21 protein-coding genes are annotated in these 25,517 nt (G+C 66.3%); 6 read left to right on the forward strand and 15 right to left on the reverse strand.

Translation table 11 applies throughout. From position 1 onward, the window contains the following. Nucleotides 1-95 precede the first annotated feature (95 nt). The 12 genes from ASE69_RS02765 to ASE69_RS02820 form a co-directional block, all read right to left on the reverse strand. Nucleotides 96-1,982, reverse strand: a complete 1,887-nt coding sequence (locus ASE69_RS02765) for an XrtA/PEP-CTERM system amidotransferase (protein ID WP_056482458.1) — start codon at nt 1,980-1,982, stop codon at nt 96-98. Next, nucleotides 1,983-3,458, reverse strand: coding sequence for an exosortase A (gene xrtA, locus ASE69_RS02770; RefSeq protein ID WP_056482461.1), 1,476 nt, complete (start codon nt 3,456-3,458; stop codon nt 1,983-1,985). Further along, the gene (locus ASE69_RS02775) at nt 3,455-4,729 is read right to left on the reverse strand and encodes a glycosyltransferase (protein WP_056482464.1); all 1,275 of its coding nucleotides are present in this window, start codon (nt 4,727-4,729) and stop codon (nt 3,455-3,457) included. Before ASE69_RS02775 ends, xrtA begins: the two co-directional genes overlap by 4 nt. After that, nucleotides 4,726-5,763 (reverse strand): FemAB family XrtA/PEP-CTERM system-associated protein, encoded by a 1,038-nt coding sequence (locus tag ASE69_RS02780; RefSeq protein WP_056482467.1) that lies wholly within the window; start codon nt 5,761-5,763, stop codon nt 4,726-4,728. The genes ASE69_RS02775 and ASE69_RS02780 overlap by 4 nt, the downstream gene beginning before the upstream one ends. Beyond that, nucleotides 5,760-6,587: an XrtA system polysaccharide deacetylase gene (locus tag ASE69_RS02785; protein ID WP_200924093.1), complete on the reverse strand. Its 828-nt coding sequence runs from the start codon at nt 6,585-6,587 to the stop codon at nt 5,760-5,762. Before ASE69_RS02785 ends, ASE69_RS02780 begins: the two co-directional genes overlap by 4 nt. A gap of 19 nt (nt 6,588-6,606) precedes the next feature. Next, entirely contained in the window at nt 6,607-7,680 is a 1,074-nt protein-coding gene (locus tag ASE69_RS02790; RefSeq protein ID WP_056482470.1) for an ExeA family protein, read from the reverse strand. Between the two features lie 13 nt (nt 7,681-7,693). Beyond that, nucleotides 7,694-9,346, reverse strand: coding sequence for a hypothetical protein (locus ASE69_RS02795; protein ID WP_235517951.1), 1,653 nt, complete (start codon nt 9,344-9,346; stop codon nt 7,694-7,696). Between the two features lie 23 nt (nt 9,347-9,369). Next, nucleotides 9,370-10,464, reverse strand: coding sequence for an AAA family ATPase (locus tag ASE69_RS02800; protein ID WP_056482473.1), 1,095 nt, complete (start codon nt 10,462-10,464; stop codon nt 9,370-9,372). 4 nt (nt 10,465-10,468) lie between these two features. Next, nucleotides 10,469-11,992: an XrtA system polysaccharide chain length determinant gene (locus tag ASE69_RS02805; RefSeq protein WP_056058096.1), complete on the reverse strand. Its 1,524-nt coding sequence runs from the start codon at nt 11,990-11,992 to the stop codon at nt 10,469-10,471. Between the two features lie 10 nt (nt 11,993-12,002). Then, entirely contained in the window at nt 12,003-12,647 is a 645-nt protein-coding gene (locus ASE69_RS02810) for an XrtA/PEP-CTERM system exopolysaccharide export protein (RefSeq protein WP_056482476.1), read from the reverse strand. A gap of 140 nt (nt 12,648-12,787) precedes the next feature. Further along, complete coding sequence (locus ASE69_RS02815) at nt 12,788-14,014, reverse strand: pyridoxal-dependent decarboxylase, exosortase A system-associated (RefSeq protein ID WP_056482479.1); 1,227 nt, start codon at nt 14,012-14,014, stop codon at nt 12,788-12,790. After that, on the reverse strand, nt 14,011-15,651 hold the full coding sequence (locus tag ASE69_RS02820) for an acyl-CoA ligase (AMP-forming), exosortase A system-associated (RefSeq protein WP_056482482.1): 1,641 nt from the start codon (nt 15,649-15,651) through the stop codon (nt 14,011-14,013). Before ASE69_RS02820 ends, ASE69_RS02815 begins: the two co-directional genes overlap by 4 nt. Before the next feature lie 93 nt (nt 15,652-15,744). Between ASE69_RS02820 and ASE69_RS02825 the strand changes: the two genes are divergently transcribed. The 3 genes from ASE69_RS02825 to ASE69_RS02835 are packed head-to-tail and all read left to right on the forward strand — an operon-like array spanning nt 15,745 to nt 17,455. Beyond that, entirely contained in the window at nt 15,745-16,023 is a 279-nt protein-coding gene (locus tag ASE69_RS02825; RefSeq protein ID WP_156362093.1) for an acyl carrier protein, read from the forward strand. 11 nt (nt 16,024-16,034) lie between these two features. After that, the gene (locus ASE69_RS02830; RefSeq protein ID WP_056483070.1) at nt 16,035-16,709 is read left to right on the forward strand and encodes a hypothetical protein; all 675 of its coding nucleotides are present in this window, start codon (nt 16,035-16,037) and stop codon (nt 16,707-16,709) included. After that, entirely contained in the window at nt 16,697-17,455 is a 759-nt protein-coding gene (locus tag ASE69_RS02835; protein ID WP_056482485.1) for a hydrolase 1, exosortase A system-associated, read from the forward strand. Before ASE69_RS02830 ends, ASE69_RS02835 begins: the two co-directional genes overlap by 13 nt. Before the next feature lie 22 nt (nt 17,456-17,477). Here the strand turns inward: ASE69_RS02835 and trxB are convergent, their stop codons facing one another. Beyond that, on the reverse strand, nt 17,478-18,446 hold the full coding sequence (gene trxB, locus ASE69_RS02840; protein WP_056482488.1) for a thioredoxin-disulfide reductase: 969 nt from the start codon (nt 18,444-18,446) through the stop codon (nt 17,478-17,480). A gap of 126 nt (nt 18,447-18,572) precedes the next feature. On the opposite strand from trxB, the gene ASE69_RS02845 reads away from it, so the two are divergent. From ASE69_RS02845 to fdhD, 3 genes are read left to right on the forward strand one after another with little or no spacing between them, the layout of a single operon-like run. Then, complete coding sequence (locus ASE69_RS02845) at nt 18,573-20,861, forward strand: FdhF/YdeP family oxidoreductase (protein ID WP_056483073.1); 2,289 nt, start codon at nt 18,573-18,575, stop codon at nt 20,859-20,861. 26 nt (nt 20,862-20,887) lie between these two features. Continuing rightward, entirely contained in the window at nt 20,888-21,373 is a 486-nt protein-coding gene (locus ASE69_RS02850; protein ID WP_268795470.1) for a molybdenum cofactor guanylyltransferase, read from the forward strand. Next, on the forward strand, nt 21,370-22,161 hold the full coding sequence (gene fdhD / locus ASE69_RS02855) for a formate dehydrogenase accessory sulfurtransferase FdhD (protein WP_056482491.1): 792 nt from the start codon (nt 21,370-21,372) through the stop codon (nt 22,159-22,161). The genes ASE69_RS02850 and fdhD overlap by 4 nt, the downstream gene beginning before the upstream one ends. 33 nt (nt 22,162-22,194) lie before the next feature. On the opposite strand, the gene ASE69_RS02860 is transcribed toward fdhD, so the two are convergent. Continuing rightward, nucleotides 22,195-22,983 (reverse strand): formate/nitrite transporter family protein, encoded by a 789-nt coding sequence (locus ASE69_RS02860; protein ID WP_056482494.1) that lies wholly within the window; start codon nt 22,981-22,983, stop codon nt 22,195-22,197. Continuing rightward, nucleotides 22,980-25,352, reverse strand: a complete 2,373-nt coding sequence (locus tag ASE69_RS02865) for an FdhF/YdeP family oxidoreductase (RefSeq protein ID WP_056482497.1) — start codon at nt 25,350-25,352, stop codon at nt 22,980-22,982. Before ASE69_RS02865 ends, ASE69_RS02860 begins: the two co-directional genes overlap by 4 nt. Nucleotides 25,353-25,517 lie beyond the last annotated feature (165 nt).

Here is a 25,517-nt window from a genome sequence, read left to right on the forward strand (position 1 = left end):
GAGGGGGCGGACAAGAAACAAGCGTTTCGCGTACCTCCCCCTCCGTCTGGCAAGTGCCAGCCACCTCCCCCTGGCGGGGGAGGATTCGCTCCGTCCTACCCGAACATCCGCTTCATCGACCGCTCAAGCATCACGAACTGCCACAACGTCCGCCCATGCTCGGCGCGACCCATCCGGTGCTCGTCGGCAATCCGCGCGAGCGTCGCCATGTCGAACCACCCAGTCTCGCCGAGCGTCCGCGACTTGGCGAGCACGGTCGCTTCGCCTGCCAGCGCGCCACGAAACCACGCGCTGATCGGCGTCACGAAGCCCATCTTCTGGCGATAGAGGATGTCGCGCGGCAGATACGGCTCCATCGCCTTCTTCATCAGCCATTTGCCCTCGCCGTGCCGCAACCGCATGGTCGCCGGCAGCGTCGCGCAGAACTCGATCAGGCGGTGGTCGAGCAACGGTTCGCGCGCTTCGAGGCCGACCGCCATGCTGGTCCGATCGACTTTGGTGAGGATGTCGCCGGGCAGCCAATGCTTGATGTCGGCATATTGCGCACGGTCGATCGCATCTCGCGCGGGCGCGTTCGCCATCGTCGCGACATAGCGGTCCTCGGCACGGTACCCGCCGAGCTTCGCGCGAGCGCCGGCGTTGAACAACTGCGCGCGGAGTTCGGTTGTGGTGACGCCGACCGATCGGGCATACGCCTCGCCGCCACCTTGCGCGAGCGCGAGCAGCGTCGACTTTGCGCGAAGCGGCCGCGGCGCCCAGTCGGCCTTCGGATACCAGCGGCCGAGCGTCCCGAAGACGTCGGCGCGCAGATGCGACGGGAGCAAGCCGCGGACGCGCTCCTCGACCGACTGGAACTTGTAGCGGCGGTATCCGGCGAGCGCTTCATCCGCGCCATCTCCAGACAGCGCGACGGTGACGCTCTCCCTGGCCAGCGCGCAGACCTGATAAGTGGCGAGCGCGGAGGCGTCCGCAAAGGGCTCGTCGAAGCTAGCGACCAGCGTATCGATCAGTCCGAAGTCACCCGACTGGACGACGCGCTCGCGGTGATCCGTGGCGAAGCGGCGCGCGACGGTGTCCGCATAGCTGCGCTCGTCGTGCCCGGCCTCGTCGAACCCGATCGTGCAGGTGCGGACCGCTTTGGGGCTCGCCTCCGCCATCAGCGCGACGACCGCTGAGCTGTCCACACCGCCCGACAGGAACGCACCCAGCGGCACGTCGGCGACCATCCGCGACCGCACCCCCGCCCGCATCCGGTCGACCAGTTCCTCGCCCAGCGCCTTGGCCGAACCGGTCGCGCGGTTGGAGAATTCGACGTCCCACCATTTGTACGGCTGCGGCACCGACTTGCCACGCTCGACCAACAGGAAATGCCCGGCCGCGAGCTTCTTCACGCCCGCGACCATGCAGGAATCATCGGGGACGTACCCGAATGCCAGATAATCCTCGACCGCGCCGAGATCGGGCACTCGCCGGAGTTGCGGATGTGCGAGCAGGCCCTTCAGTTCGGACGCGAACGCCAGCGACCCGTCGGCCAGTTCAACATAATGGAGCGGTTTCACGCCCATCCGGTCGCGCGCGAGGAACAGCGTGTGCGCGGCGGTGTCGTGGATCGCGAACGCGAACATGCCGTTCAGCCGGTCGAGCATCGACGGTCCCCAGGCGCGCCACGCGTGCAGCAGGACTTCGGTGTCGCCGGACGTCCGGAAGATCGCACCCTTGGCGGTCAGTTCGTCGCGGAGTTCGGCGAAATTATAGACTTCGCCATTGTAGGTAGTCGTGAGCGTGCCGTCCGACATCGGCTGCGGCGAGCCTTCGAGGTCGATGATCGACAGCCGGCGATGGCCGAGACCGACGCCGGGCGCAGTCCAGATGCCGTCGCCGTCGGGGCCGCGATGCGACAGCGCCGCGATCATCGCGTGGACGCGGTTCGGGTCGACCGGCTTGGGCGTGCCGGGGTGGAAGATCCCGGCGATGCCGCACATCTAGCGCATCCCCGCGGCGTGATCGGCGACCGGCGCGATCGGTCCGAGCGCGGCGAGGAAGCGCGTGATCGGGCGCGGATCGGCGCCCTCGACCGACAGATGGATCGCCACCGCGCGTTGCGGCCCCCCGAGCAACCGCGCCTTCATCGTCTCGATCTTCACCAGCGTTTCGTCCTGCGTGGTCGTGTCGCCGACCCGGTACCACGTCGCGACGATCCGCTCTACGGGTCCGGGTGCAGTGATCCGCATGACGCTTCCCCCTGCGATATCGGGCAAATCGGCGACGCGGACCCAACGATCTTCCTCGCGTAGCACGCCGGTACCGTAGGCGATCAGCTCCTTGCCCTCGTGCTGGCTGCCGAACACCGCGATGCTCATGTCGACCTGCGCGCCGGTCGCGTCGGCGTAGCGGCCGAACAGATAATGGTCTGCGCCGGGGTAATACGGCGTCCACGGCGCGCGCGTGCTGATGGGAACGCGGTGCCAGCCGGCGATCTCGGGCAGGTCGATATGCGCGGGAAGTGGCTGTGCGCGTCTGGCGACTGCTGCGCTCCAGGCTGGGAACACCGCGAACGTGGTGAGAGCGAGTGCGGTCGCGATGGCGAGATCGGTCCGTTGACGGGGTGTGACCTTGAGCTTCGCCGGATCGAACGCGGGATCATCGGGTGCGCGGTCGAACCAGCGCCAGCCGATCGCCATCACGCCCGCCATGACCAGCGCGAAGAACACCCAGCCATAGACGATATGATCGATCCCGGTCGCCGCCTCGACGGAGGTGAGGTCCGCCGCCCAGATGGTACCGAACGCGCGGAAGCCGTTGGCGACGACCGGCACGACGACCGACACGACGAGAAACACCGCGCGGCGCTGCCACGATACGAAGCAGAGGTTGGCGACGAGCACCCCGAACGCGACCATCGCGATGACGAACTTGGCGCCCGAACACGCCTCGGCGACCTCGAAATAATAGCGGCCGGCGTGGATCAGCACGCCGTCGACCACTGCCGACACGCCGACGAGGTGCAGCAGCGGCATGACGATCGCGACCGTGACGGTCTGCAGCGGCGGTTCGAGACCCTCGCCGAACGGTACGAGGAAGAACGCGTAGGCGAGCGGGAAGAGCAATCCGCGCGCCACGTTGGGGCCGAGGATCGTCACGACCGCGCCTTGCAGCATCATCACGAGCCCAAGCTGGCGCGCGAACCCGACGGAAGCAGCATCGCCCATCAGCCAGCCGCCGCCCCCGATTGCGACGAGCGCGACGCCGGGCCACCACTCGGTCGGGGTCAGTCCGGCCAGTTCAGTGCGGCGCTGCCACACGAGCCATGCGATCACCGGGCCAATGAAGAGGCAGTGGCCGAAGGTGGTGCTCGTCCACCAGATATGCGCGAGATCGGCGACATCGCTTCGGAACGTCAGGAGTATCAGCACCGCGACGACCGCGAGCGCGATGCCGTGGCGACGCCAAGCGGTCATGCCGGAAGGCCGAGCAACATGTCCAGCGGCGCGAGGCGGGCGTCCCAACCGTAGCGGCGGATGACCTGCGCGCGGGCGGACTGGCCCAGCGTAGCTGCCGTGTCGGGGGCTTCGAGCAGGTTGCAGATGCGGTCCGAGAACTCCTGTGCGGTCGTGGCGACGCGGATCGTGCCGGCATGATCGATGCCCTCGGCCGCGTCGGCGGAGGCAACGACGGGGCGGGCCATCGCCATCGCCTCGAGCACCTTGTTCTGGATCCCGCGCGCGAGTTTCAGCGGGGCGACGCAGACGTCTGCGGCGGCGACCCAGCCTCGGACGTCGTCGACTGCGCCAGTGACGGTGACCTGGTTGCTTGCGAGCGCCTGGACGGCGGCGGTCGGCGCGCGGCCGACTATCGCGAAGTGGGCGGAGTGGCGCTGGCGGACGAGCGGGAGGATGTCGCGGGCGAACCACGTCACTGCGTCGATATTGGGGCGGTAGTCCATCTGGCCCGTGAAGACGATCAACGCTTCTGCCCCCCTCCCTGGAAGGGAGGGGTTGGGGGTGGGTCGGCCCGCTTTGGTCACGCCCGGTTGCCCCTCGGGAAGCCGACCCACCCCCGGCCCCTCCCTTTCAGGGAGGGGGGAAGATTGGCGGCCGAAGTTGACCGCCGGATCGAACTTCGCCGAATCGATGCCGTTCTCGACTGCAATGATCCGCCCGGTTGCACCACCCTCCCGGAACAGCGCAGCCTCCGCTTCGCTGACGAACAGGCTAGCCGACACCCTGCTCGCCACCCCGCGCTCGAACATACCGAGCAGCCGAGCTTCGCGGCGCATTATCCAACGCATCGGGCCCCGTGCATCGTCGGCAAAACCAGCAAACTTGGCGGAGTCGACGTCGACGAAATCCATGACGACCGGCGGCCCGCCAACCGGTAGATACTGCGCCATCTGGCCGGAAAAGCAGTAGACCGCGCTTACATCGGCCAAGACGCGATTGACCGCATCCTGCATTGCCGCGCTCGCAAAGGCGGTCAGCGAAACCGGCTTACCGGTCGCGAGCGCCTCGATTGCGGCACGCTTCTGCGACTTCCGACGCGGCAGGATCGTGCAACTCGCCAGCATATCGGTGAGTACCGCCGGCGGATCGAAGTCCGCCTCGTCGTCGGCGAACGCCACCAGATGCACCGGCGTGCGCTTCGCCAGATACTGGAGGATATGGAAACTGCGGATCTTGTCGCCGCGGTCGGGCGGAAAGGGAACGCGGTGCGCCAGGAAGAGCAGGCTCACCCCAGGCCTCGGGAAATCCACGGTCCTGCTGCGTTGGCCGCCCACAGCGGGAGCTTCATCCACGTCCGCACCATCAGCGCGTATTTCGGGTTCAGCGGGTTCACCTCGCGAGCCGGCCCGTTGCTGCGCTTGGCATAAAGCCGCGGTTCGGGCGTGAAGCCCCAGTTCTTCTTGAACGCCGCCGCCCCCGTACCGGTCTTCGAACGGCCAAAGTCGAACCGCATGCAACCACGCGCGCGGGCGTGCGCCATCAGCGCGAAATACATCCGGTCGTTGGCGCGCAATCCGCGCGCGGCTTCAGTCCCGCCGCCCCAATAGGGATAGACCGTGCCGTCGAAATACAGGCTCAAGACGCTGGCGACCGCGCGGCCTTTGTGTCGAACGGTGAGAACATCGGCATCCATCACGCTCGCAACGCTGCGGAAAAGCTTGGGGGGAAAAACCGGTGTGCCGAGATTGCGAACCGACTCCGCATAAACCTGATAGTGCTCGGCAAGCAGTTTCCGATCATTTCCGATGACGATCTCAAGGTCGAAGCCGAGCGCACGGCGGACTTCGGCGCGCTGCTTTCGAGGAATCGCGAGCAGTTCCGCATCGTCGTCCGCGGCTAGATCTCGAACGAAGCCGAGATAGCTGGTGTCATCGCTATCCCAGCCGATCGGTGCAGGACCGCCGCGCAATTCTATCGAAGGGCAGCCGATCCGCAGCGCAAGGTTCCAAGCCCCCGCCGACAGCGCTTCGACCGCGTCACCCAAAGCGCCGCCATCTACGCCAAACCCGGTCGACACCAGCGCACGCCCGAACAGCGGCGAACGCATCTCCGTCAACGGCAGCACGCCATCAATCGCGCCTCCATTCTCCGAAACCAGATAATGCGCGCGCTGGCCGCAACCGTCCTGCACCGCTACGCTCCACCCTGGCAGATGGAACGGCGTGGCACCATCGCTGGCCTCGACGAACGCCGTGATCCGCGCGCACTCGCCCGGATCGCGAAGGTCGACTTCGCGCACGCCGACAGGCATCGGCGCGGTCACGCCAGTCGCGCCGCTTCGCGTGCTACGACAGTGTCCACACGGCCCCAATCGTGCCGGCCAAGCAGTCCGCGCAACTTGCCGGCCATCGCCCCGAGTCGCGAGTAATGGCGGATCTTCGACCGCATCGGCGCCGCGTCGACCCGCGGCTGCGACGGATCGATTTCCCACGGGTGAAAATAGAACATGGCCGGGCGGTCTTCGCGATTGACCTGCCGCACCGCGAGATCGGTGATCGCCGCCGGGAGCAGCCGAAAGAATCCGCCCCCGGTCGCCAGCTTGCGCTCGCCGAACTTAGCCACCGTCACCGGGACTTCGATCAACGCGCTGTCGGCAAGCGGCTTGAATCCGTAACGCGGTGCATCGAGCCAACCGTAATGATCATGCTTCACCGGCGCGACGCTGGAGGAATAGGCATAGCCCGCCTCGGCAAGTTCGACGTGCGCCCAAGGCGTCCGCTGGTCGATCGAGAAGCTCGGCGCGCGATACCCCGTGACCTTCGTCCCCGCCGCGTCCTCGATCGCCGTTCGAGCACGTGTGAGGTCGGCGCGAAACACGTCCGGCGTCATTGTGAAGACGCGCTGGTGGTCCCAGCCGTGACTGGCAACCTCATGTCCGGCGTTGACGATGCGGCGGATCAGGGCGGGGTAGCGGTGGGCTACCCAGCCTAAAGTGAAGAACGTTGCCTTCGTGTCGCGCTCGGCGAACAGGGCCATGACCGCGTCGGTGTTGGCCTCGACGCGCGGCTGGAGCGAGTCCCAGTCGGCCTTGTCGATCACCTTCTCGAACGCGCCGACCTGGAACCAGTCCTCAACATCGACGGACATACCATTGAGAACAGGCATTTCAGGCAGCATCGTGCCAGGCGGCCACACCGCGGATGGGTGCGTATTCGGGCTTGGTATCGTCGCCCTCGACCCAGTCGACCAGCAGCGTCAGCACGCGACGTAGCGCCTTGTCCTGCATGTCCACCCGCGCCTCGAGTTCAGCGAGTCGCTCCTCGACCGCAGGATCGGTGCTCGGCATGTCAGCACGCGGCGTGGACACGGGTTCGCGCGGTTCGTGCGCGTTATGCGCACCTTTTCCCCGGTCCTGCGCGATCATTGGCAGGTCGCCCTCAAGGTCACGTTGCACCGCCCGCACCGTATCGCCGTCGATTACCGTGAGGTCGTCGATCGCCGCGTGCAGCATCACGCGTCCAGCCAGCTGGTTCAAACGACGCGGCACACCGGCCGACCCGGTGAAGAACGCCGCGAACGCATCCTCGGTAAAATCGGGGTTACTCGTCCAGCCGACCACCGTCAGGCGGTGCGCGAGATAGTCGGAGACCTCATGCTCCTCCATCGGATCGAGATGGTGGATCGCGATCACGCGCTGGCGGAGCTGTTCGAGACGCTCCGAGCCGTGGAGCCGGTCGCGGAACTCGGGCTGTCCGAGCAGGACGATCTGCAGCAGCGCATGGCCGCCGGCCTGGAAGTTCGACAGCATCCGCAGTTCTTCGAGCGCATCGACGGGCAAGGCCTGCGCCTCGTCGACGATCAGCAGCGTCCGCTTGCCGGTGCGCGCGACCGCGTGCAGCCCGCGCTCGATCGCGGTGAGCAGTTCGGCCTTGCTCAGTCCGGCCGGATCGACCTGCAGGTCGGTGGCGACGATCCGCAGCAGGTCGTCAGCCTCGATCGCGGTCGAGACGAGCTTTATCGCGTTCAGCCGCTGAAGGTCGATCGTGTCCATCAAATGACCGACGAGCGTCGTCTTGCCCGCGCCGATATCGCCGGTGATGACGATGAAGCCCTCGCCCTGCGCCAGACCATAGCCGAGATACGCCATCGCCTTGCGGTGGGTGGCGGTCTCGAACCAGAATTTGGGATCGGGGGTGAGCTGGAAAGGCCGACCCGTCAGTCCATAATGTTCATCGTACATAAGCTGCTCGCCTTCAGAACTGGTACCGCGCACCGATCAGCGCCTGCGCCGACCAGTCGCTGTCGAGGTCGCCGACCTTGAAGCTGTAAAGCCCGAGCGACGCGGTGGTGCCGAGACGCCCGAAATTGTGAAAATATGTCCCCGTCCCGCCGTAAGACCACACGCCGGTATCGCCGGTGATGTCGTCGACGCCGCTGTCGTAATAATTCACGAACAGGTCGGCGTTGACGCCGGAAACCGGGGTCAGCCTGCGCGTGTAGAAGAGCTGGCCGTAATAGCTTTCATCATCGAGACCCGCGACGACCAGGCCGGGCGCGAGCCGCGGCGCATAGAGCTTGCGATTGGCGTAGCCGATGCCCGCGCCCCAGGTGGAGCGCCCGCGCGTCGCCGAGATCACGCCGTCGATCCCGCGTGCGCGGTAGCTGGCGGTCGAGATCGACTGGAACACGTCGTTGAGGCAGCCGCCGGGTAGCGCACCGGTGGAGCCGAACACGCAGCCATTGAACTGCTGGCCGAAACCCTGCTGGTTGCCGCTCAGGAAGCTGGTCGGCAAATTGCCGATACCGGTCCGGAGCTGACGGCCGAAGGTCTGCACGCCGTCATACACGTTGACCGCGAGGCCGACGGAGTCCGATGCCTGATAGGTCGCGGTGCCGGTGTAGCTGAGCGATCCGTAGCGGCGCCCGACATGCCCCTCCACCGAGGTCCGGCGATTGGGCCGCCAGACGACACCGGCGTCGTAATAGATGCCGTCGGTGCGATAGGCGACGCGGCGCGGCGATGCCTGGTTGGTGACGAAGCGACCGTCGCGATCGAGCACGGGCGTGCCGGTCGCGTCGACGACCGGATCCTTCTGGCTCGTCTCGATCTTCTCGTAACCGACGCCGGCGGTGAGCGCGACATAGGGCGAGATCGGCTGGAGTATGTCGCCGCGGCCGTAATAGCCCTCGTAACGCTGCTTCAACTGGCTGGSGGTCTCGCGGTCGTAAGCGCCGCTGACCGTGAGCCCGAACGGCGCGATCGCACCGGGGCGCACCGAGGCGCTGGCGGTCACGGTGTTGCCGATCGAATCGTCGTAATAATCGAGCCGTTGCCCGCCTAGGCCCGCATCGCCGAACGTCGGAGTATCGACCTTGGTATAGCCGAGCCGATAGTTCGCGTTCAGCGTCACCGGGCCGGCGTTGCTGGTGAAGCTGGGGCCGGCATAGACCGAATAGATCTGGCTGACGTTGCTGACATTGCCGACGAGGACGCCGGGCGCCGCGCCTCGGATATCGGAGCGCGACCGGGTGGCGATACCGGCAGCCTCAAGCGTGAGGTTCGGCGTGACGCGGGCATCGACGCGCGCGAGGCCCGAATGGATATCATCGTCGCCGAGACGATCGCCCCAGCCGAATCGATGCTCGTACCGATAGCTGACTTGGCCCGAGATACGCTGGGTCTGGACCGCTGCGTCGACGCCGGCGGCGAGGCTGGTATAGGTCAGCACGTCGCCACCGTTGAGATCAGCGGACAGCGTCTGGTTTGCCTCGACATACGGATTGATCGTGATGCGGCGCGACGATTGCGCGGGTTGCGTCGGCAGATCAGCCTGCGCGACGACCGGCGTGGCGGGCAGTGCCGCGAGCACGCAACCGCCGGCGATCAACGCCAACTTCCGCGCCATACGCCTGGTGTGCAGTGTCCGCATCACGACGCATGCCCGTAATAGCTGCCGAACCGCGCACCGCCCTGGACGAACGACACTGCATTCAGCACGAGTTGGATATGCTCGCACCCGTCGAGCAGGTTCACTGCCGCCCGCAATTCATTCTCGGGGGTGTGGTCGGCGCGGACGACGAGCATCACCTGCCCTACCCGCATCGCCAGCACCGATGCCGGCGACGCCGCCAGCGCAGGGGGTGAATCGAAGATCACGACACGGCGCGGATTGGCCTCGAGCAGGCGCGCGATCACCGACTTGGTCCGCGCGCTGGCGAGCAGTTCGGTATCCATGCTGGTCTTGGACCCGGCAGGCAGGATCGAGAGATGCGGTACGTCGGTCTGGATGACGAAATCCTCGACGTCGATCCGCGTATCGCCCAGCGCATCGAGCAGTCCGGGGCCATCGGTGAGGCCGAGCTGCGCGACGACATCGGGCTTTGCGACGTCGGCATCGACCAGCAGCACTTCGGTATCACGCTCGGCGGCGATCGAGAGCGCGAGGTTGATCGCGCAGAACGTCTTGCCGTCGCCGGGGCGCGCCGAGCAGACCAGGATCATGCGCGCCTTGTCGGCGCTACCGCTCTCCGCGATCCGCGCGCCGGTGATCAGCAACTGCCGCTTGATCAGCCGGAACTCCTCGGCAAGCGGGCCGACGGGCGCGCCGGGGACGATCATGCCGTTCGCGGCCAGCATCCCGCGATCGATCCGCACGGTGTCGGATGCTTCGTCGGGCAGGTAGAATTCGTCGGGAAGCTCGTCACCGACCGGTGCGCGCAGTTCTTCCGGGATCGCTAGGAAGGTGGGGTCGACGAATTCGTGCGGCGGCTCGGCCTCGGATAGCGGCGCAGACGCCGCAACAGGCGTTTCTTCGAGCGGCGTTTCGAACTTCGGCGACCCGGTCTCCGGCACCTCGACGACAGGGGGGACCACGGGCGCGGCCACGGGCGCAACCGGGGGCGTCTCGACCTGCGGCGGAGTCGGCACGACGGTACCGCGCAGCCGGGCGTGCGCGTTGAAATCATACACCTTGGCCGCTCGTTCGAGCAGCGAGGGTTCGCGATCAGGCTTCGTCACGGTCATCCCCCTATGCCGCCAGTCCGCGCTGGAGGATCTCGACCCCCAGCAACAGGACATAGGCGACGCCCAGTGCGGCCGTACCGCCCAGGAACATCTTCAACTTGTGCCGACGCTGGCCGGATTGCACGCGCGTCACCACTTCGCCGATCGACCCGATCACCGGCATGCCTGCCGCCTTTTCAAGCCGCGCGGTCGTCGCGAACGTGGATCGCAGCTGCCCCATCGCGAAGGCCGCACCGATCCCCGCCGCGAGTCCCGCGATCAGAACCCCCGTGAGTAGCAGCAATCTGTTCGGCGCGCTCGGCTTGCTCGGCATCGTCGGCGGATCGATCACGCTGAACTTCACGTGATCGCTCTGCGACTGCGCTTGACCAACGATAGCGGTCTGCTCGCGCTGTTTGAGCAGCGCGTCGTACTGGTCCTTCAGCACCTGATAATCGCGATCGATCGAGCCCTGTTCGGCGGCGACTTCCGGATCGCCCGATAGCTTCGAATTGAGCAGGTCGAGGTCGCCCTGCAACTGGCTCCGCCGCATCCGTAGCGAGGCGACCGTGGCGGTGCGATCCGCGACCATCGACTGGAGCGACGCGTAGAGCGGGTTCTGTGCGCTGCCCCCTGCACTGCCACCCGCCAGCGGCTCGCTGCGCGCCGCCGCGGTGGCCGATGCGAGCTGGCTCTTCAGCGCGATCACGTCGGGGTGGTTCTCGGTATAGCCGCGCGCGCGGGCATCGGCGAGCTGGCCCTGGATTGCCTGGAGCCGTGCGCGCGCGGGCCCGGCCGCGCCGGCGACGCCCCCCGTCCCCGCGACCGTTGCCGGCGTCCCGGCCATCTGGCCCTGGACCGCGGCAAGGCTCGACTGCGCGGCGGCGAGGTCGCCGTCGACCTGCGACATCTGCGACCGCGCGGCGCTGATCCGGTCGCTGACCGAACCCGTGCCGGGCAGAGCGCCGAGATAGCGGTTCTGGAAGTCGGCGCGCTTGGCTTCGGCGTCGGCGAGCTGCTTCTGGCGCGAGGCGAGCTGCTGATCGAGGAAAGTCAGGCTCTGCGTCGTCTTCGAGCGATCGCCGGCGAGGTTCTGTTCGACGAACAGGTCGATCAGCTTCTGCGTGATCTGGCGCGCGAGCTTCGGCGTCGCCGCGCTCGTCGTGATCTGGAACAGATTATCCTGTTGCGACACGATCTTGATGTTCGGGGCCAGCGCCGCGACGCGGTCGGCGACGTCCCGGTCGCTCGACACGGTGTTCGCGAGATCGGTGCCGCGCACGACCTTTTCGAGGTTCACCGCCGAGATCAGCGTCGTGCGAATCGTGTCGACCGTCATCGGCGCGACCTGTGGCACGCCGTCCATGCCCGAGGGCAGGATCGTCTGCATCTGTACGAACACGCGCGCGGTCGAATCGTAGCGGCTCGGGATCTGCGACACGACCAGCCAGCCGAGCACGCACACGCCCCATGCCACCGCGAGCGCCAGCCAGCGCCGCGTCCAGATCGCATGGAGCGCGATCCGCACCTCGTCGTAGATCCCGTTCATCCCGATCGCCTCAGAACATCGATTCGGGGATGATGATCACGTCGCCCGGCGCGAGCCGGACGTTGGCCGACGAATCGCCCTTCTTGAGCAGGTTGTTGATCTGCAACCCGAACTCGGTCTGCTTGCCGGTCGCGCGATCGTAGCGCACCAGCCGCGCCTTGTTGCCCGCCGCATACTGGCTGAGCCCGCCGACCGCGATCATCGCATCGAGCAACGTCATGTTGGCGCGGTAGGGGATCGACGCGGGCTTCTCGGTCGCACCGACGACCCGGACCTGCTGGCTGTAGGTGCCGCTGAAATTCTCGACGATCACCGAGACGATCGGATCCTTGATATAGGCCCCCAACGCCTTCTTGATATCGTCGCTGAGCATCGCGGGGGTCTTGCCGACCGCGGGCAGGTCGTTGATCAGCGGCGTCGTGATCCGGCCGTCGGGACGCACCTGGACCTTCGACGACAGCTCGGGATTGCGCCAGACGAAGATGTTGAGCTGATCGAGCGGGCCGATCACATATTCCTCGCCCGGCAGTTCCTGCTTCGCGACGAACGAGGCGGGCGGCAGTGCGGGCGGCGTGCTGCCGGTCGTGCACGCGCCGAGCGTGGTCGCGGCGAGGCCTAGGGTCAGCAGGGATTTCGATACAGATCCGGAACGCATGGGTAACTTTCTCCTGGCGCCGCACCGTCCATCGGTTGCCCGACGGGCGGCTAACTCAGCCTTCGCTATGCAAGTAACAGGTGAAGATAGCGTTAGGAGCGCCCCGTAACCATGCCCCGCCAAGACACTGCAACTGCGCCTTATATACCAGTAACGATCTCGGACGCTGGTGGATGCCCGAGAAACGCAGTCGGGCTGGCGCTCGCCCCGTAGGCGCCGGCCATGAAGATCGCGATCAGGTCGCCGACGTGGACGGGGGGGAGCGCGACCTTGTCGCCGAGCCGGTCGAGCGGGGTGCAGAGCGGGCCGACGACGGAGACGGTTTCGGTTGGGGCGTGGCCCATCCGCGCGGCGACCGCGATCGGGTAGTTGCGGCGGACGACGGTGCCGAAATTGCCGCTGGCGGCGAGCTGGTGGTTGAGGCCGCCGTCGACGACGACGAAGGTCTCGCCCTGGCTCAGCTTTATGTCGATGACGCGGGTGAGGTAGACGCCGGCTTCGGCGACGAGCCAGCGGCCGAGTTCGATCGCGAATCGGGTTTTGGCGAGGATCGCGGGGCGGGATGCGAGCGCTTCGGCCAGCGCCTTGCCGACCCGTTCGACGTCGAGCGTCGCGTCGCCGGCGAAGTACGGCACGCCGAAGCCGCCACCAAGATTGACGAGCGGCGGTGCGACGCTCGCCTCCTCGGCCAACCGCGCCGCGAGCGCGATCGTCGCGGCCTGCGTCTCGATGATCGCACCGGCATCGAGCGCTTGGCTGCCGGCGTAGATGTGGAACCCGCGCCAGTCCGCGCCCGCTGCGACGATCGCTTTCACAAGCGCTGCCGCCCGTACCGCATCGACTCCGAACGGCGATGCGCGACCGCCCATTCGCATGCCCGAACCGCGGAGTTCGATGTCGGGGTTTACGCGGACCGCCATGTGCGGTGTTTGTCCGAGGCGGTCGCCGATCGCGAACGCCCGTGCCGCCTCGCCTTCCGATTCGACGTTGAGCGTGGCGCCGGCGGTGATCGCGGCGGCGAGTTCGTCGTCACGCTTGCCGGGCCCGGCGAAACTGATCGAGACAGCCGGTTTGACCGCTAGCGCTTTCGCAAGTTCGCCCGATGAGGCGACGTCGAGCCCGTCGACCAGCGGCGCGATGGCGGTCAGCAGGTCGGCGTGTGGATTGGCCTTGATGGCGTAATGGAGGTCGATCGCCGGCATCGCTGCACGAAACCACGCGATGCGGGCAGCGACGATCGCCATGTCGTAGACGAACAACGGCGTGTCGCCAGTGTACGCGGCCCAGTCGTCAGCCGTCCGTCCGCTGATTATCAGCGAACCATTTTGCTGCGCGAACTCCCGAGGAAGGGGACCCATCGGTTTCATGACGCACTCCCCTCCTTGTTCCCCCGCGAAGGCGGGGGCCCAGACTGGACTCCCGCCTTCGCGGGAGAACAAGCTTTCACCTCCGACGCAATGGCAGACCGGTCCAGCTTCCCATTGGCATTACGCGGTAATTCGTCCCGCCAGAGGTATATCCCCGGCTGCATGAAGCTCGGTAGAGCTGTCCGCAATCGCGCCCGCAACGCCGGCTCCTCACCCGCATCCCCGGCCAGCATCACGACGATCGCCTGCCCCAGCCGCTCGTCCGGCACACCGACTGCGACTGCCTCGCGCGCTTCGCCGCCTGCCAGCACCGCCTCCTCGATTTCGAGCGGGCTGATCCGGTTGCCTGCGCTCTTGATCATCTCGTCATCGCGGCCGACGAATCGGAGCAGGCCGTCCTGGCCCTCGACGACGGTATCCCCCGACCAGACCGCCATGCCGCTGCCACCGGGCGCCGGGCGGAACCGCTCCCTCGTCCGCTCCGCGTCCTGCCAATAGCCTTGCGCGACGAGTGGCCCCGAATGCACGAGTTCCCCCGCCTCCCCCGGCGCAGCGCGCGTGCCGCCGGGTTTCACCACCGAAACCTCGGCGAACGGGATTGCACGCCCCATCGCGTCGGGATGCGTATCGATCAGCGCCGGGTCGAGATACGTCGATCGGAACGCCTCGGTCAGTCCGTACATCGCGTACACTTCCGCCGCCGGGAACCGCTCCCGCAGGCCCCGCACGAGTCGCGGCGTCAGTGCGCCGCCCGAGTTGGTCAGCCGCTTCAGCCGAGCGGCGGTTTCCACCGGCCACTCCGCTTCCAGTAGCTGAACCCACAAGGGCGGCACGCCCGCCAAGGTCGTCGCCTCGACCCGCTCGACCGCCTTCACCACGTCGCGTGCGACGAGGTAGTCGAGCGGCGCTACCGACGCGCCGGCTGCCCATGTGGAGAATAGCTGGTTCTGGCCGTAGTCGAACGACAAAGGGAGTACGCCGAGTACGCGGTCTTCAGACGTCAGCTCTAGATAGTGCGCGACGGAGATCGCGCCGAGCCACAGGTTGGCATGGCTTAGCATCACGCCCTTGGGCCGGCCGGTGGAGCCGGACGTGTAGAGGATCGCGGCCAGGGTATCGGGGTCGGCGTCGGAGGGACCCATCATTCCATTCCCCCGCGAAGGCGGGAGGCCAGGAATCACGGGCGTCGCGCTCTGCAATCCTGGGCCCCCGCGTTCGCGAGGGAAAAGAGAAAGAAGATCGGCCTCGTCCACGATCGCGCAGCCATCCGGTACGTCGCCATCGTCTAGCGTCCCGGCCCGCGCGCTTTGGGTCACCAGTAGGCGAGCGCCGCTATCCCCCAGGATATGCGCGACCTGCGCTCGGCGGAGCAGAGGGTTGACCGGGACATGCACCAGCCCCGCTCGCGCCACGGCGAGCGGCATCAGGCAGGCGATGCGCGTCTTCGGTAGCCACGTCGCGACGCGGTCGCCCACCGACAGCCCTCGGCCAGCGAGCCACCCCGCCAATGCACCGACCCCTGCCTCAAGCTCGGCAAACGTCATCGCCCCCGCCTTGTCGACCAGCGCGACGGCATCCGGCGCGCCACGCAGCGCGATGTGGTCGATAGGGTACGGCTTGGGGTCGAGCGCGATCATGCGCCCCTAATAGCGCCAAGCCCCGTTAGCGCGAACCCGTTGCCGAATTCACCCCCACACGCTAGCGGGGCCGGGTTCCTAACCGTTCAGGCGATGCTCGTGATCTTCGAAGGCACTTCCCAAGTCGAAACGACGGTACGCGCCGTCCTGGCCGATATCCTCGGTCTCAGCGCCGATCGCGTCGCTGCGTTCACGCCGGACACGCCGCTGTTCGGCGCGCTGCCCGAGCTCGATTCGATGGCGGTGGCAAGCGTGCTGACCGAACTCGAAGACCGGCTCGGCATCCTGATCGAGGACGACGAGATCGATGGCGAGATGCTCGAGACGTTCGGCGCGCTGGTGACGTTTGCCGCGGGTAAAGCGCTGGTCTAGCTTCGACCATGATGTCCGGTCTGCGCTTCGATACATATGACTGGACCGGTGGCCGCGAAGCGATGCTCCGATTCGGCCCCGATACCGGCCCGATCGTCATCGCCGCCCTCCCCTTGTTCGAGGAAGCGAATCGCACACGCCAGTTCGCCTGCACGATCCTGCGCGCGCTGGTAGGCCACGGGATCGCCAGCGTCCTCCCCGACTTTCCCGGCACCGGTGAGAGCGAGGTCGCGACCGTAGAAGCCAGACTGTCCGACCAGCGCAGAGCCTATACCGATCTATCCCAACACCTTGGCACGCGAAGTTATGCGCTTTCGATAAGAAGCGGGGCGCTTCTCGATGTCGACGCGGACGTCGCCGGTCGCTGGCAACTTGCACCTCAGACGGGCGGGAACCTCGTCCGAGACCTCGAACGTACGCGCGCCACCGGCAAATCCGCCCGCGCGCCCGAGGGCGAATACGCAGGCAACCATGTGTCCCTCGATATGCTCGACGAATTGCGCGGCGCCACACCGCGTGACGATGGCCGATACCGGGTCGTGCGCCTGGATACCGATCCCCGGCCCTCCGATGCGACCTATGCCGGCGCACCGCTCTGGCGCCGATCGGAACCGGATAACGATGTCGTTCTCGCACAGCACCTTGCGGACGATATCTCGTACTGGATCGCATCGTGCGAAGGCTGATCGGTTTCACTTGCGGAGGCGAAAGCCTCGCCGCCACGCTGGACGAGGGACATGGCTCGACCGGTCTGATCATCGTATCCGGCGGCAATGAAATTCGCAGCGGGGCGCACCGCGGCATGGCGATGCTCGCGCACCGTCTGGCCGCCACCGGCACGCCCGTGTTCCGCTACGATCGCCGCGGTGTCGGCGACTCGACCGGCGACAATCGCGGCTTCCTCGGCGCAAAACCCGACCTGATCGCCGCCGCCACCGCCTTCCGATCCGCCGCTCCCCACCTCACGCGGCTGATAGGCTTCGGCAATTGCGATGCCGCCACCACGCTCGCCTTGTTCGGCCGATCGGCAGCGATCGACCGGATCATCGTTGCCAACCCCTGGGTCGTCGAACCGATCGACGACCTTCCTCCCGCCGCCGCGATCCGCGCCCGTTACAGAACAGCGCTACGCGATCCTGCGACGTGGCGCAGGGCCCTGCTGGGCAGCATAAGCTTTCGCAAGTTAATTAGAGGCTTACAGCGCATATATGCCTCTCAGCCTGAGCTACTCACGACGCGAGTCCTGACGGAACTGGCGCGCTGGCACACCAACGCCGCGGTCATCCTGGCCCGCGGCGATGCGACCGCCATCGCGTTCGCCGCAGCCGCCGGGGCCATCGTCCCAGCCGAGACGATCGACACCGAATCGCACAGCTTCACCGGCCCGGCAGGCGCCGCGCTGGAGACCGCACTTAGGCGTAACCTGGCCTAAACTACTTTCCCGATTACGCCGCTTATTCAGCGGCTTCGGCAAGCTCCGCAAACTCGGCCGCCGCGAGGAAGCGCTCGGCATCCAGTGCCGCCATGCAGCCCGTGCCAGCCGCGGTCACGGCCTGCCGATACACCTTGTCCGCGACGTCGCCGCACGCGAACACACCCTCGACGCTGGTCCGCGTCGAGCCAGTCTCGACCGAGATATAGCCGTCCGAATCGAGAGCGATATGCCCCCGGAACAGCTCGGTCGCCGGGTGATGCCCGATCGCCACGAACCCGCCATCGACCGCCAGCCGCGAGCGCTCGCCCGTCACCGTGTCCTCGAGCTCCAGCGCGACGAGCCCCGCATTGCCGCCACCATCGACGAACTCGCGAACCTCCTTGTTCCAGAGCACCGTCACGCCCTTGTGCGCGAACAGGCGCTCCTGGAGGATCTTCTCCGACCGCAGCGAATCGCGACGGTGGATCAGCGTCACGTCGGGCGAATGGTTGGTGAGGTACAGCGCCTCCTCGACCGCAGTGTTGCCGCCGCCTATCACCGCCACCTTCTTGCCGCGGTAGAAAAACCCGTCGCAGGTCGCGCAGGCGCTGACGCCCTTGCCCTTCATCGGCTCCTCGCTGTCGATGCCGAGCCACTTCGCCTGCGCGCCAGTCGCGATCACCAGCGTATCGCCCTCGTACACGTCGCCGCTGTCGCCGATCAGGCGGAACGGGCGGCTGGTCAGGTCGACCTGCACGATCGTATCCCACATCATCCGCGTGCCGACATGCTCGGCCTGTGCCTGCATCTGCTCCATCAGCCACGGCCCCTGGATCACGTCCTTGAAGCCGGGATAATTCTCGACATCGGTGGTGGTGGTCAGCTGGCCGCCGGGCTGGATGCCCTGCACGACGATCGGCGCCATCCCGGCACGCGCGCCATAGATCGCGGCGGAGAGCCCGGCGGGGCCCGAGCCGAGGATAAGCATGCGGGTCGTGTGCGTCGTCATCGGAGTTCCTTGGAGATTCGAGACTGCATCTAGGGGATGCGCGGCCGGATTTGAACCGCCGGTAAATCTGTGTCGCCTGCATCGAAAGCTTTGCCACTGCGTTGGACCATAAAAGCGGAGATGAGCATGAGCGACGACCGGACCGTAGAGATCGAGGATTACACGGCACCAGCAGGCGGCTGGGGTTCGATGAAGTCGCTCGTCGAGATTTCCGCGCGCGAGAAGGTCGGGCCGGAAGTGATCCGCGAACTCGCCCGGCAGAACAAGCCGGATGGCTTTGCGTGCGTCAGTTGCGCGTGGGGTAAGCCCGCGCATCCGCACGTCGCGGAGTTCTGCGAGAATGGCGCGAAGGCGACGGCGTGGGAGCTGACCTCGTTCCGCGTGACGCCTGCGTTCTTCGAGCAGCATACGGTCAGCGAGTTGATCGGCTGGAAGGACTACGATCTCGAACAGGCGGGGCGGCTCACGCACCCGCTAAAGTATGATGCCGCGACCGACAAATACGCGGCGTGCAGTTGGGACGAGGCGTTCGCGGGCATCGGCGCAAAGCTGAAGACGTACGATCCGACCAAGGTCATCTTCTACGCGTCGGGCCGCGCCAGCCTCGAGACGTCGTACATGTATAGCCTGCTCGCACGGATGTATGGCAGCCAGAACCTGCCGGACAGTTCGAACATGTGCCACGAGACGACCTCGGTCGGGCTCAAGTCGGCGATCGGTTCGGCGGTCGGCACGATTCACCTGTCGGACTATGAGAAGTGCGACGCGATCTTCTATTTCGGGCAGAATCCCGGTGTGAACAGCCCGCGGTTCCTGCATCCGTTGCGCGATTGTGCGAAGCGTGGCGTCGAGATCGTCGTGTTCAACCCGCTCAAGGAGCGTGGGCTGGAGAAATTCCAGGATCCTCAAAACCCGATCGAGATGGTGACGGGCAAGTCGACGTCGATCGCCTCGCAATACCACCAGTTGAAGACCGGTGGCGACGTCGGCGCGATCATGGGGATGTGCAAATATTTGATCGAAGCCGACGACAACGCCAAGCGGATCAACGGCTCGCCGGTGCTCGATCATGCGTTTCTTGCAGAGCACACCACCGGGTTCGAGGCGTTCGCCGATGTCGCGCGCGCAACCGAGTGGGCGACAATCGAGCATGAGAGCGGCCTGCCCCGCACCGAGATCGAGGCGGCGGCGAAGGTCTATGCCAAGTCCAAGGCGGTCATCGCTGTGTACGGCATGGGGCTGACCCAGCATGTCGGCGGGATCGACAACGTGCACATGCTCGTCAATTTGATGCTGCTCCGCGGGAATATCGGCAAGCTCGGAGCGGGCATGGGGCCGGTCCGTGGTCATTCGAACGTCCAGGGCCAGCGCACGGTCGGCATTACTGAGAAGCCCGAACTCGCGCCGCTCGACAAGCTTGCCGAGCAATACGGGTTCGAACCGCCGCGCGAGAAGGGTTGGGATACGGTCGAGGCGTGCGAGGCGGTGCTCGATGGCAGCGCGCAGGCGTTCGTCGGGCTTGGCGGCAACTTCGTGCGGGCGATCCCGGATCATGCGCGGATGGAGCCCAAGTGGCGCGCGCTCGACCTGACGGTGCATATCGCGACCAAGCTCAACCGTTCGCACCTGCTACCCGGCGAGACGTCGTATTTGCTCCCCTGCCTCGGCCGGATCGAGACCGACATGCAGGGCACTGGGCCGCAGAGCGTGTCAATCGAGGATTCGTTCAGCCAGATTTACGGCTCGAAGGGCAAGGCTACGCCAGCGTCCGAGACGTTGCTGTCCGAGCCCGCGATCGTCGCGGGAATCGCCAAAGCGACGCTCGCGCCCAATCCGAAGCTCGATTGGGATGCGTGGGTGCGCGATTATGCGCGGGTTCGCGATGCGATCGAGGTGACGTATCCGGACCTGTTCAAGAACTTCAACGACCAGATGTTCACGCCCGGTGGCTTCTGGAAGGGCGTGCCGGCGGCACATCGCGAGTGGAAGACGAAGAGCGGCAAGGCGGAGATCAACGTGCCGCAGTCGCTGAACGTGACTGGGTTCGAGGAGGCGGAGGGCCGTTTCCGGCTAATGACGCTCCGGTCGAACGATCAGTTCAACACGACCGTCTACGGCTATCACGACCGCTTCCGCGGCGTGAAGGGCACACGCGACATCGTGTTCATGAACCGCAGCGACATGATCCGGATGGGGTTCACCGATGGCGACGACGTCGATCTGGTCGGCGACGCAGGCGACAATTCGGATCGCCGCCTGAACAAGCTGCGCGTGGTCGAATATGCAATTCCCGAGGGCTGTCTCGGCGCGTATTACCCTGAGTGCAATTTGCTCATACCGGTTGCTCACCATGCCCGCGAAAGTCATGTTCCGGCAGCGAAATCGGTCCCGGTGCGGATCGAGAAGACGCGCTGACCGAGCAGCGTATTCTCGGCGTCGTACTGGCGGGCGGGCGGTCGTCTCGCTTCGGGTCCGACAAGGCGATGGCGATGTTGGACGGACGCGTGCTGGCCGAGCATGCGCGGGCGCTGCTGGTGCCTCATGTCGAGACCGCGGTGATCGCGGGACGCGATGGGGCGATCCCGGACCTGCCAAGAGGGGATATCGGGCCACTGGGGGGCATCGCAGGCGCGCTCAGTTATGCGGCCTCGCGCGGGTTCACGTCGGTGCTGACAGTTGCGTGCGACATGCCTTGGTTGCCGGAAGGGTTGCTGACGGCACTCTCCCGTCGAACCTCTGCCTACTGCCCCGACGCCCCGGTGCTGGGGCACTGGGAGACGAGTCTGCTCGGCAACCTGCTCATCCATATCGAAACCGTACCGCGGCGATCGGTGCGCGGGTGGGCGGAGGCGATCGGGGCTATCCCGATCCCGGCGGGTGCGCCTATCCCGAACGTCAACACGCCGCAGGACCTCGATACCTTATGACCACGTCGCGCAACCAAGCGATCAAGATGCTGCGGCCGGACTCGATTGCCGCGGGCGAGCGCGCCATCGCGATCGAAGTCCCGGTCGCGATCGAGATCGACGGGCTGGGCTATGCGGTGATGATGATGACGCCCGCCGACCTGGCCGAGTTCACCACCGGCTTCCTGCTGACCGAGCGGCTCGCGGACAGTGCCGACGACGTGCGCGACATCGATATATTCGAGGCGGAGGCTGGCTGGATCGTCCGCGTCGAGCTTTCCGATCGCTGCAAAGGCCGCATCCACGACCGTGTCCGCCACCGGACCAGCGACACGAGTTGCGGGCTATGCGGCATCTCCGGGCTCGAACAACTCCGCAAACCGGTCCCGAGGACGCCGCCAAAGCCCGACACGCCTGTCGACGCGCTGTTCGCCGCGCTGGATGGTCTGCGCGCTCATCAGCCTCTTAACGCGGCTACAGGCGCGATCCATGCCGCCGCTGCCTGCGACCGTGAGGGTCGTATCGTTGCGGCGTATGAAGACGTCGGCCGTCACAATGCGCTGGACAAGCTCGTCGGCGGCATCGCGATCAGCAGGCAGCCGATCGACGGCTTCATCCTCGTCACGTCGCGGATCAGTTTCGAGATGGTCGACAAGGCGCTGATCGCCGGGGCCCCGATGCTGGTTGGGATCTCCGCGCCGACCAGTCTGGCGATTGATCATGCACGCGAGCACGGCCTGACGCTGCTCGCGCTGGCCCGAAGCGACGCGATCCTGGTGGTCAACGATCCGTGGGAGGTGTTCGCGTAGCAGCAGGCTCGCCGCTGCCACGCGAAACCGGGATTACTTAGCGGCCTGTACCGCGTCCGTCTTCGACGCGACCAGATAGCCGCCGACGACGAAGACCAAGGCACCGATCGTGTTACCCACCGTGACGATCGCAAGGTTGCGGATCATGCCGGCGAGGTCGATCGACGAGTTGGGCACCAGCAGGCCGAGCGTCAGCGCGGTCATGTTGGCGACCGAATGCTCGAACCCGGCGGCGACGAACGCGAGCAGGATCCAGGCCATCGCGATGCACTTGGCGGTGTCGCCGGTCATCCGGGCCGCGGTCCAGATCGCGAGGCAGACGAGCCAATTGCACAGGATTGCACGGGCCATCAGCGCGGTCGCGTCGACCGACACCTTGTGCAGGACATAGCCGTGGAACATCGTATCGGCGTTGGCGAAGATCGCGCCGCCGCCGCCCGCCGCGAACACCAGCGATAGAACGACACCACCGACGAGATTGCCGATCCACACGACGACGGCGAGCTTGAGCGCGTCTCCGATCGTGATCGTCCGGCGCGCCAGGCCGAAGCCGAGATACATCACGTAACCGGTGAACAGTTCAGCCCCGGCGAACACCGTCAGGATCAGCCCGAGCCCGAAGGTCGCGCCCATCACCAGTGGTCGTACGCCGGGTTCGAGGCCCGAGCCCGTGCTGAGCGCGAGGATCATCGCGATGCCGATATACGTGCCCGCAAGGATCGCGCCGGCGAAGAACCCCGCGGGAGAGCGCCGCAACGCCTCCGCCTTGGTCGCTGCGAGGGTCGCGTAGGTGTCGATCGTCGACGAATAGCCGGTGCTCATGCGTGTACTTTACTCTCGTGCCCGACGATCCCCGCGCGCACCACGCCGCGATCCGACCCCAGGTCGGCGGCGGCGGGACGGACGGTCACCGGGATGGATTTATAGGAGGGGGTGAAGCTCTGCGGATCGTGATCCTCGAGCGCGATCAGCGGCTGCGTCTCGGGGTAATAGGAGGCGACGCAGCCGTCGGGCAGCGCGTACCGCACCAGCATCAGCTTCTGCACGACGCGATCGGGCCGCGCGAACTGGAGCGCGGTGGCGATGTCGACGACGTCGCCTTCCTTGTGCCCGAGCCGTGCCATGTCGCGCTCGTTCATGAACAGGATGTCGCGGCGCCCGAACACGCCACGATAGCGATCGTCGAGGCTGTAGACGGTGGTGTTGTACTGATCGTGCGCGCGCAGCGTGGTGAGCCGCAGCACGGTCGGATCGCCTGCGCTCTCGTCCTCCTCGACGCCCTTGGCGACGAGGAAGTTCGCCTTGCCGCTATCCGTCTTCCACTCGCGCATCGCCGCCGAGTTCGGCAGATGGAAACCACCCGGCTTGCGGATACGTGCGTTGTAGTCGGCGAACGCGGGGAACACCGCCTCGATCTTGTCGCGGATCAGGCTGTAATCGCCGACGTAGGCGTCCCAGTCGATCTCGACCGGCGTGTGGCCCTTGGCGGCGAAGGTCGCCTTGGCGATCTCGCCGACGATCCAGATTTCCGACTTCACGTGATCGCCCGGCGGCATCAGGAAGCCGCGCGAGGCGTGGACCATCGACATCGAATCCTCGACCGTCACCGATTGCTGGCCAGTCGCCTGCATGTCGAGTTCGGTCCGACCGAGGCACGGCAGGACGTAGGTCGCCTTCGCCATCAGCAACTGCGTGCGATTGAGCTTGGTGGTGATGTGGACCGCGAGATCCAGGTTGCGGAACCCTTCCGCGCACGCCTGCGGATCGGACGACGCGATCGCGAGGTTGCCGCCGAGGCAGACGATCGCCTTGGCATGGCCGTCGCGCATCGCGGCGATGCTCTCGACCACCGAATGGCCATGCTCGCGTGGCGGCTCGAACCCGAACACGTCGCGCATGTTGTCGAGCAGCAAGGGCATCGGCCGCTCGGTGATGCCGACGGTACGGTCGCCCTGGACGTTGCTGTGGCCACGCAGCGGACAGATGCCCGCGCCTGGCCGGCCCATATTGCCGCGCAGGAGAAGCAGGTTCGCGATCTGCTGGACGTTTGTCGTGCCGGTGCGGTGCTGGGTGACGCCCATGCCGTAGCAGCAGATCGTCGACTTCGACTTCGAATAGGCGAGCGCGACTTCTTCCAAGTCACTGCGGGAGAGGCCGCTGGAACGCTCGATATCCGCCCACTCGGTCGTCGCGAGGTCCGCGATATAGTCGTCGAGGCCCGCGGTATGCTCGGCGATGAACGCGTGATCGAGCGCGCGCTCGGTGCCGGAGACCATGGCCGCCTCGTCGAGCGCAACCAGCGCCTTGGCGATGCCCTTCAGTGCGGCCGCGTCGCCGCCGACCTTTACCTGGTAATAGCTGCTGGCGATCGGGGTTGCCGACATTGTCGCCATCTCGACCACCGACTGCGGCGATTCGAAGCGTTCGAGCGAGCGTTCCTTGAGCGGGTTGAAGACGATGATCTTGCCACCGCGCTTCGACACTTCGCGCAGGGTCGCCATCATCCGCGGATGGTTGGTGCCGGGGTTGTGGCCGATCGACAGGATCAGGTCGGCGTGGTCGAAATCCTCGAGGCTGACGGTGCCCTTGCCGATGCCGATCGACTTCGGCAGCCCGACCGACGTCGCCTCGTGGCACATGTTCGAGCAGTCGGGGAAGTTGTTGGTGCCGTAGAGCCGCACGAACAGCTGGAACAGGAACGCCGCCTCGTTCGAGCAGCGGCCCGAGGTGTAGAACTCGGCCTGGTTCGGATCGGGGACGGCGGCGAGGCCTGCGCCGATCTCGCGCATCGCGTCCGCCCAGCTCACGACTTCATAGTGATCGGTGGCGGCGTTGTAGCGGAGCGGCTCGGTGACGCGGCCCTGGTCCTCGATCCAGTGATCGCTCTGCTTCCAGATGTCGGACACGCTATGCTTGGCGAAGAAGTCCGCGCCGATCGTCTTGGCGGTGGATTCCCACGCGACAGCCTTCGCGCCGTTCTCGCAGAATTCGAACGAGGAGGTATGTTTCGGGTCGGGCCATGCGCAGCTCGGGCAATCGAAGCCGTCGGGCTGGTTCGACTTAAGCAGCGTCTGGCCGCCGCGGACGACGATCTGCTGCGCCTTGAGCGAGACGGCGACCGCCTTCAGCGCACCCCAGCCACCAGCCGGACCCGTATAATCGGCAATCCCATCAGGGCGTTTGTCGCGCATACTCGTATCTCCCGAACGGCCGGGCCGACGCGTGCGCCCAAGATGCGGCACACTGGCTGACCATTAACCCAAGGCAATAGAAGCGCATTTTCGATTGCGAAGACGAGTTTCCCGCAGTTGGTGATCGCTTGCGTCGGTCTGCGGGGATGTGCCGGCGGCGCCATG

This window comes from Sphingomonas sp. Leaf208, assembly GCF_001421415.1.
Classification (GTDB): Bacteria; Pseudomonadota; Alphaproteobacteria; order Sphingomonadales; family Sphingomonadaceae; genus Sphingomonas.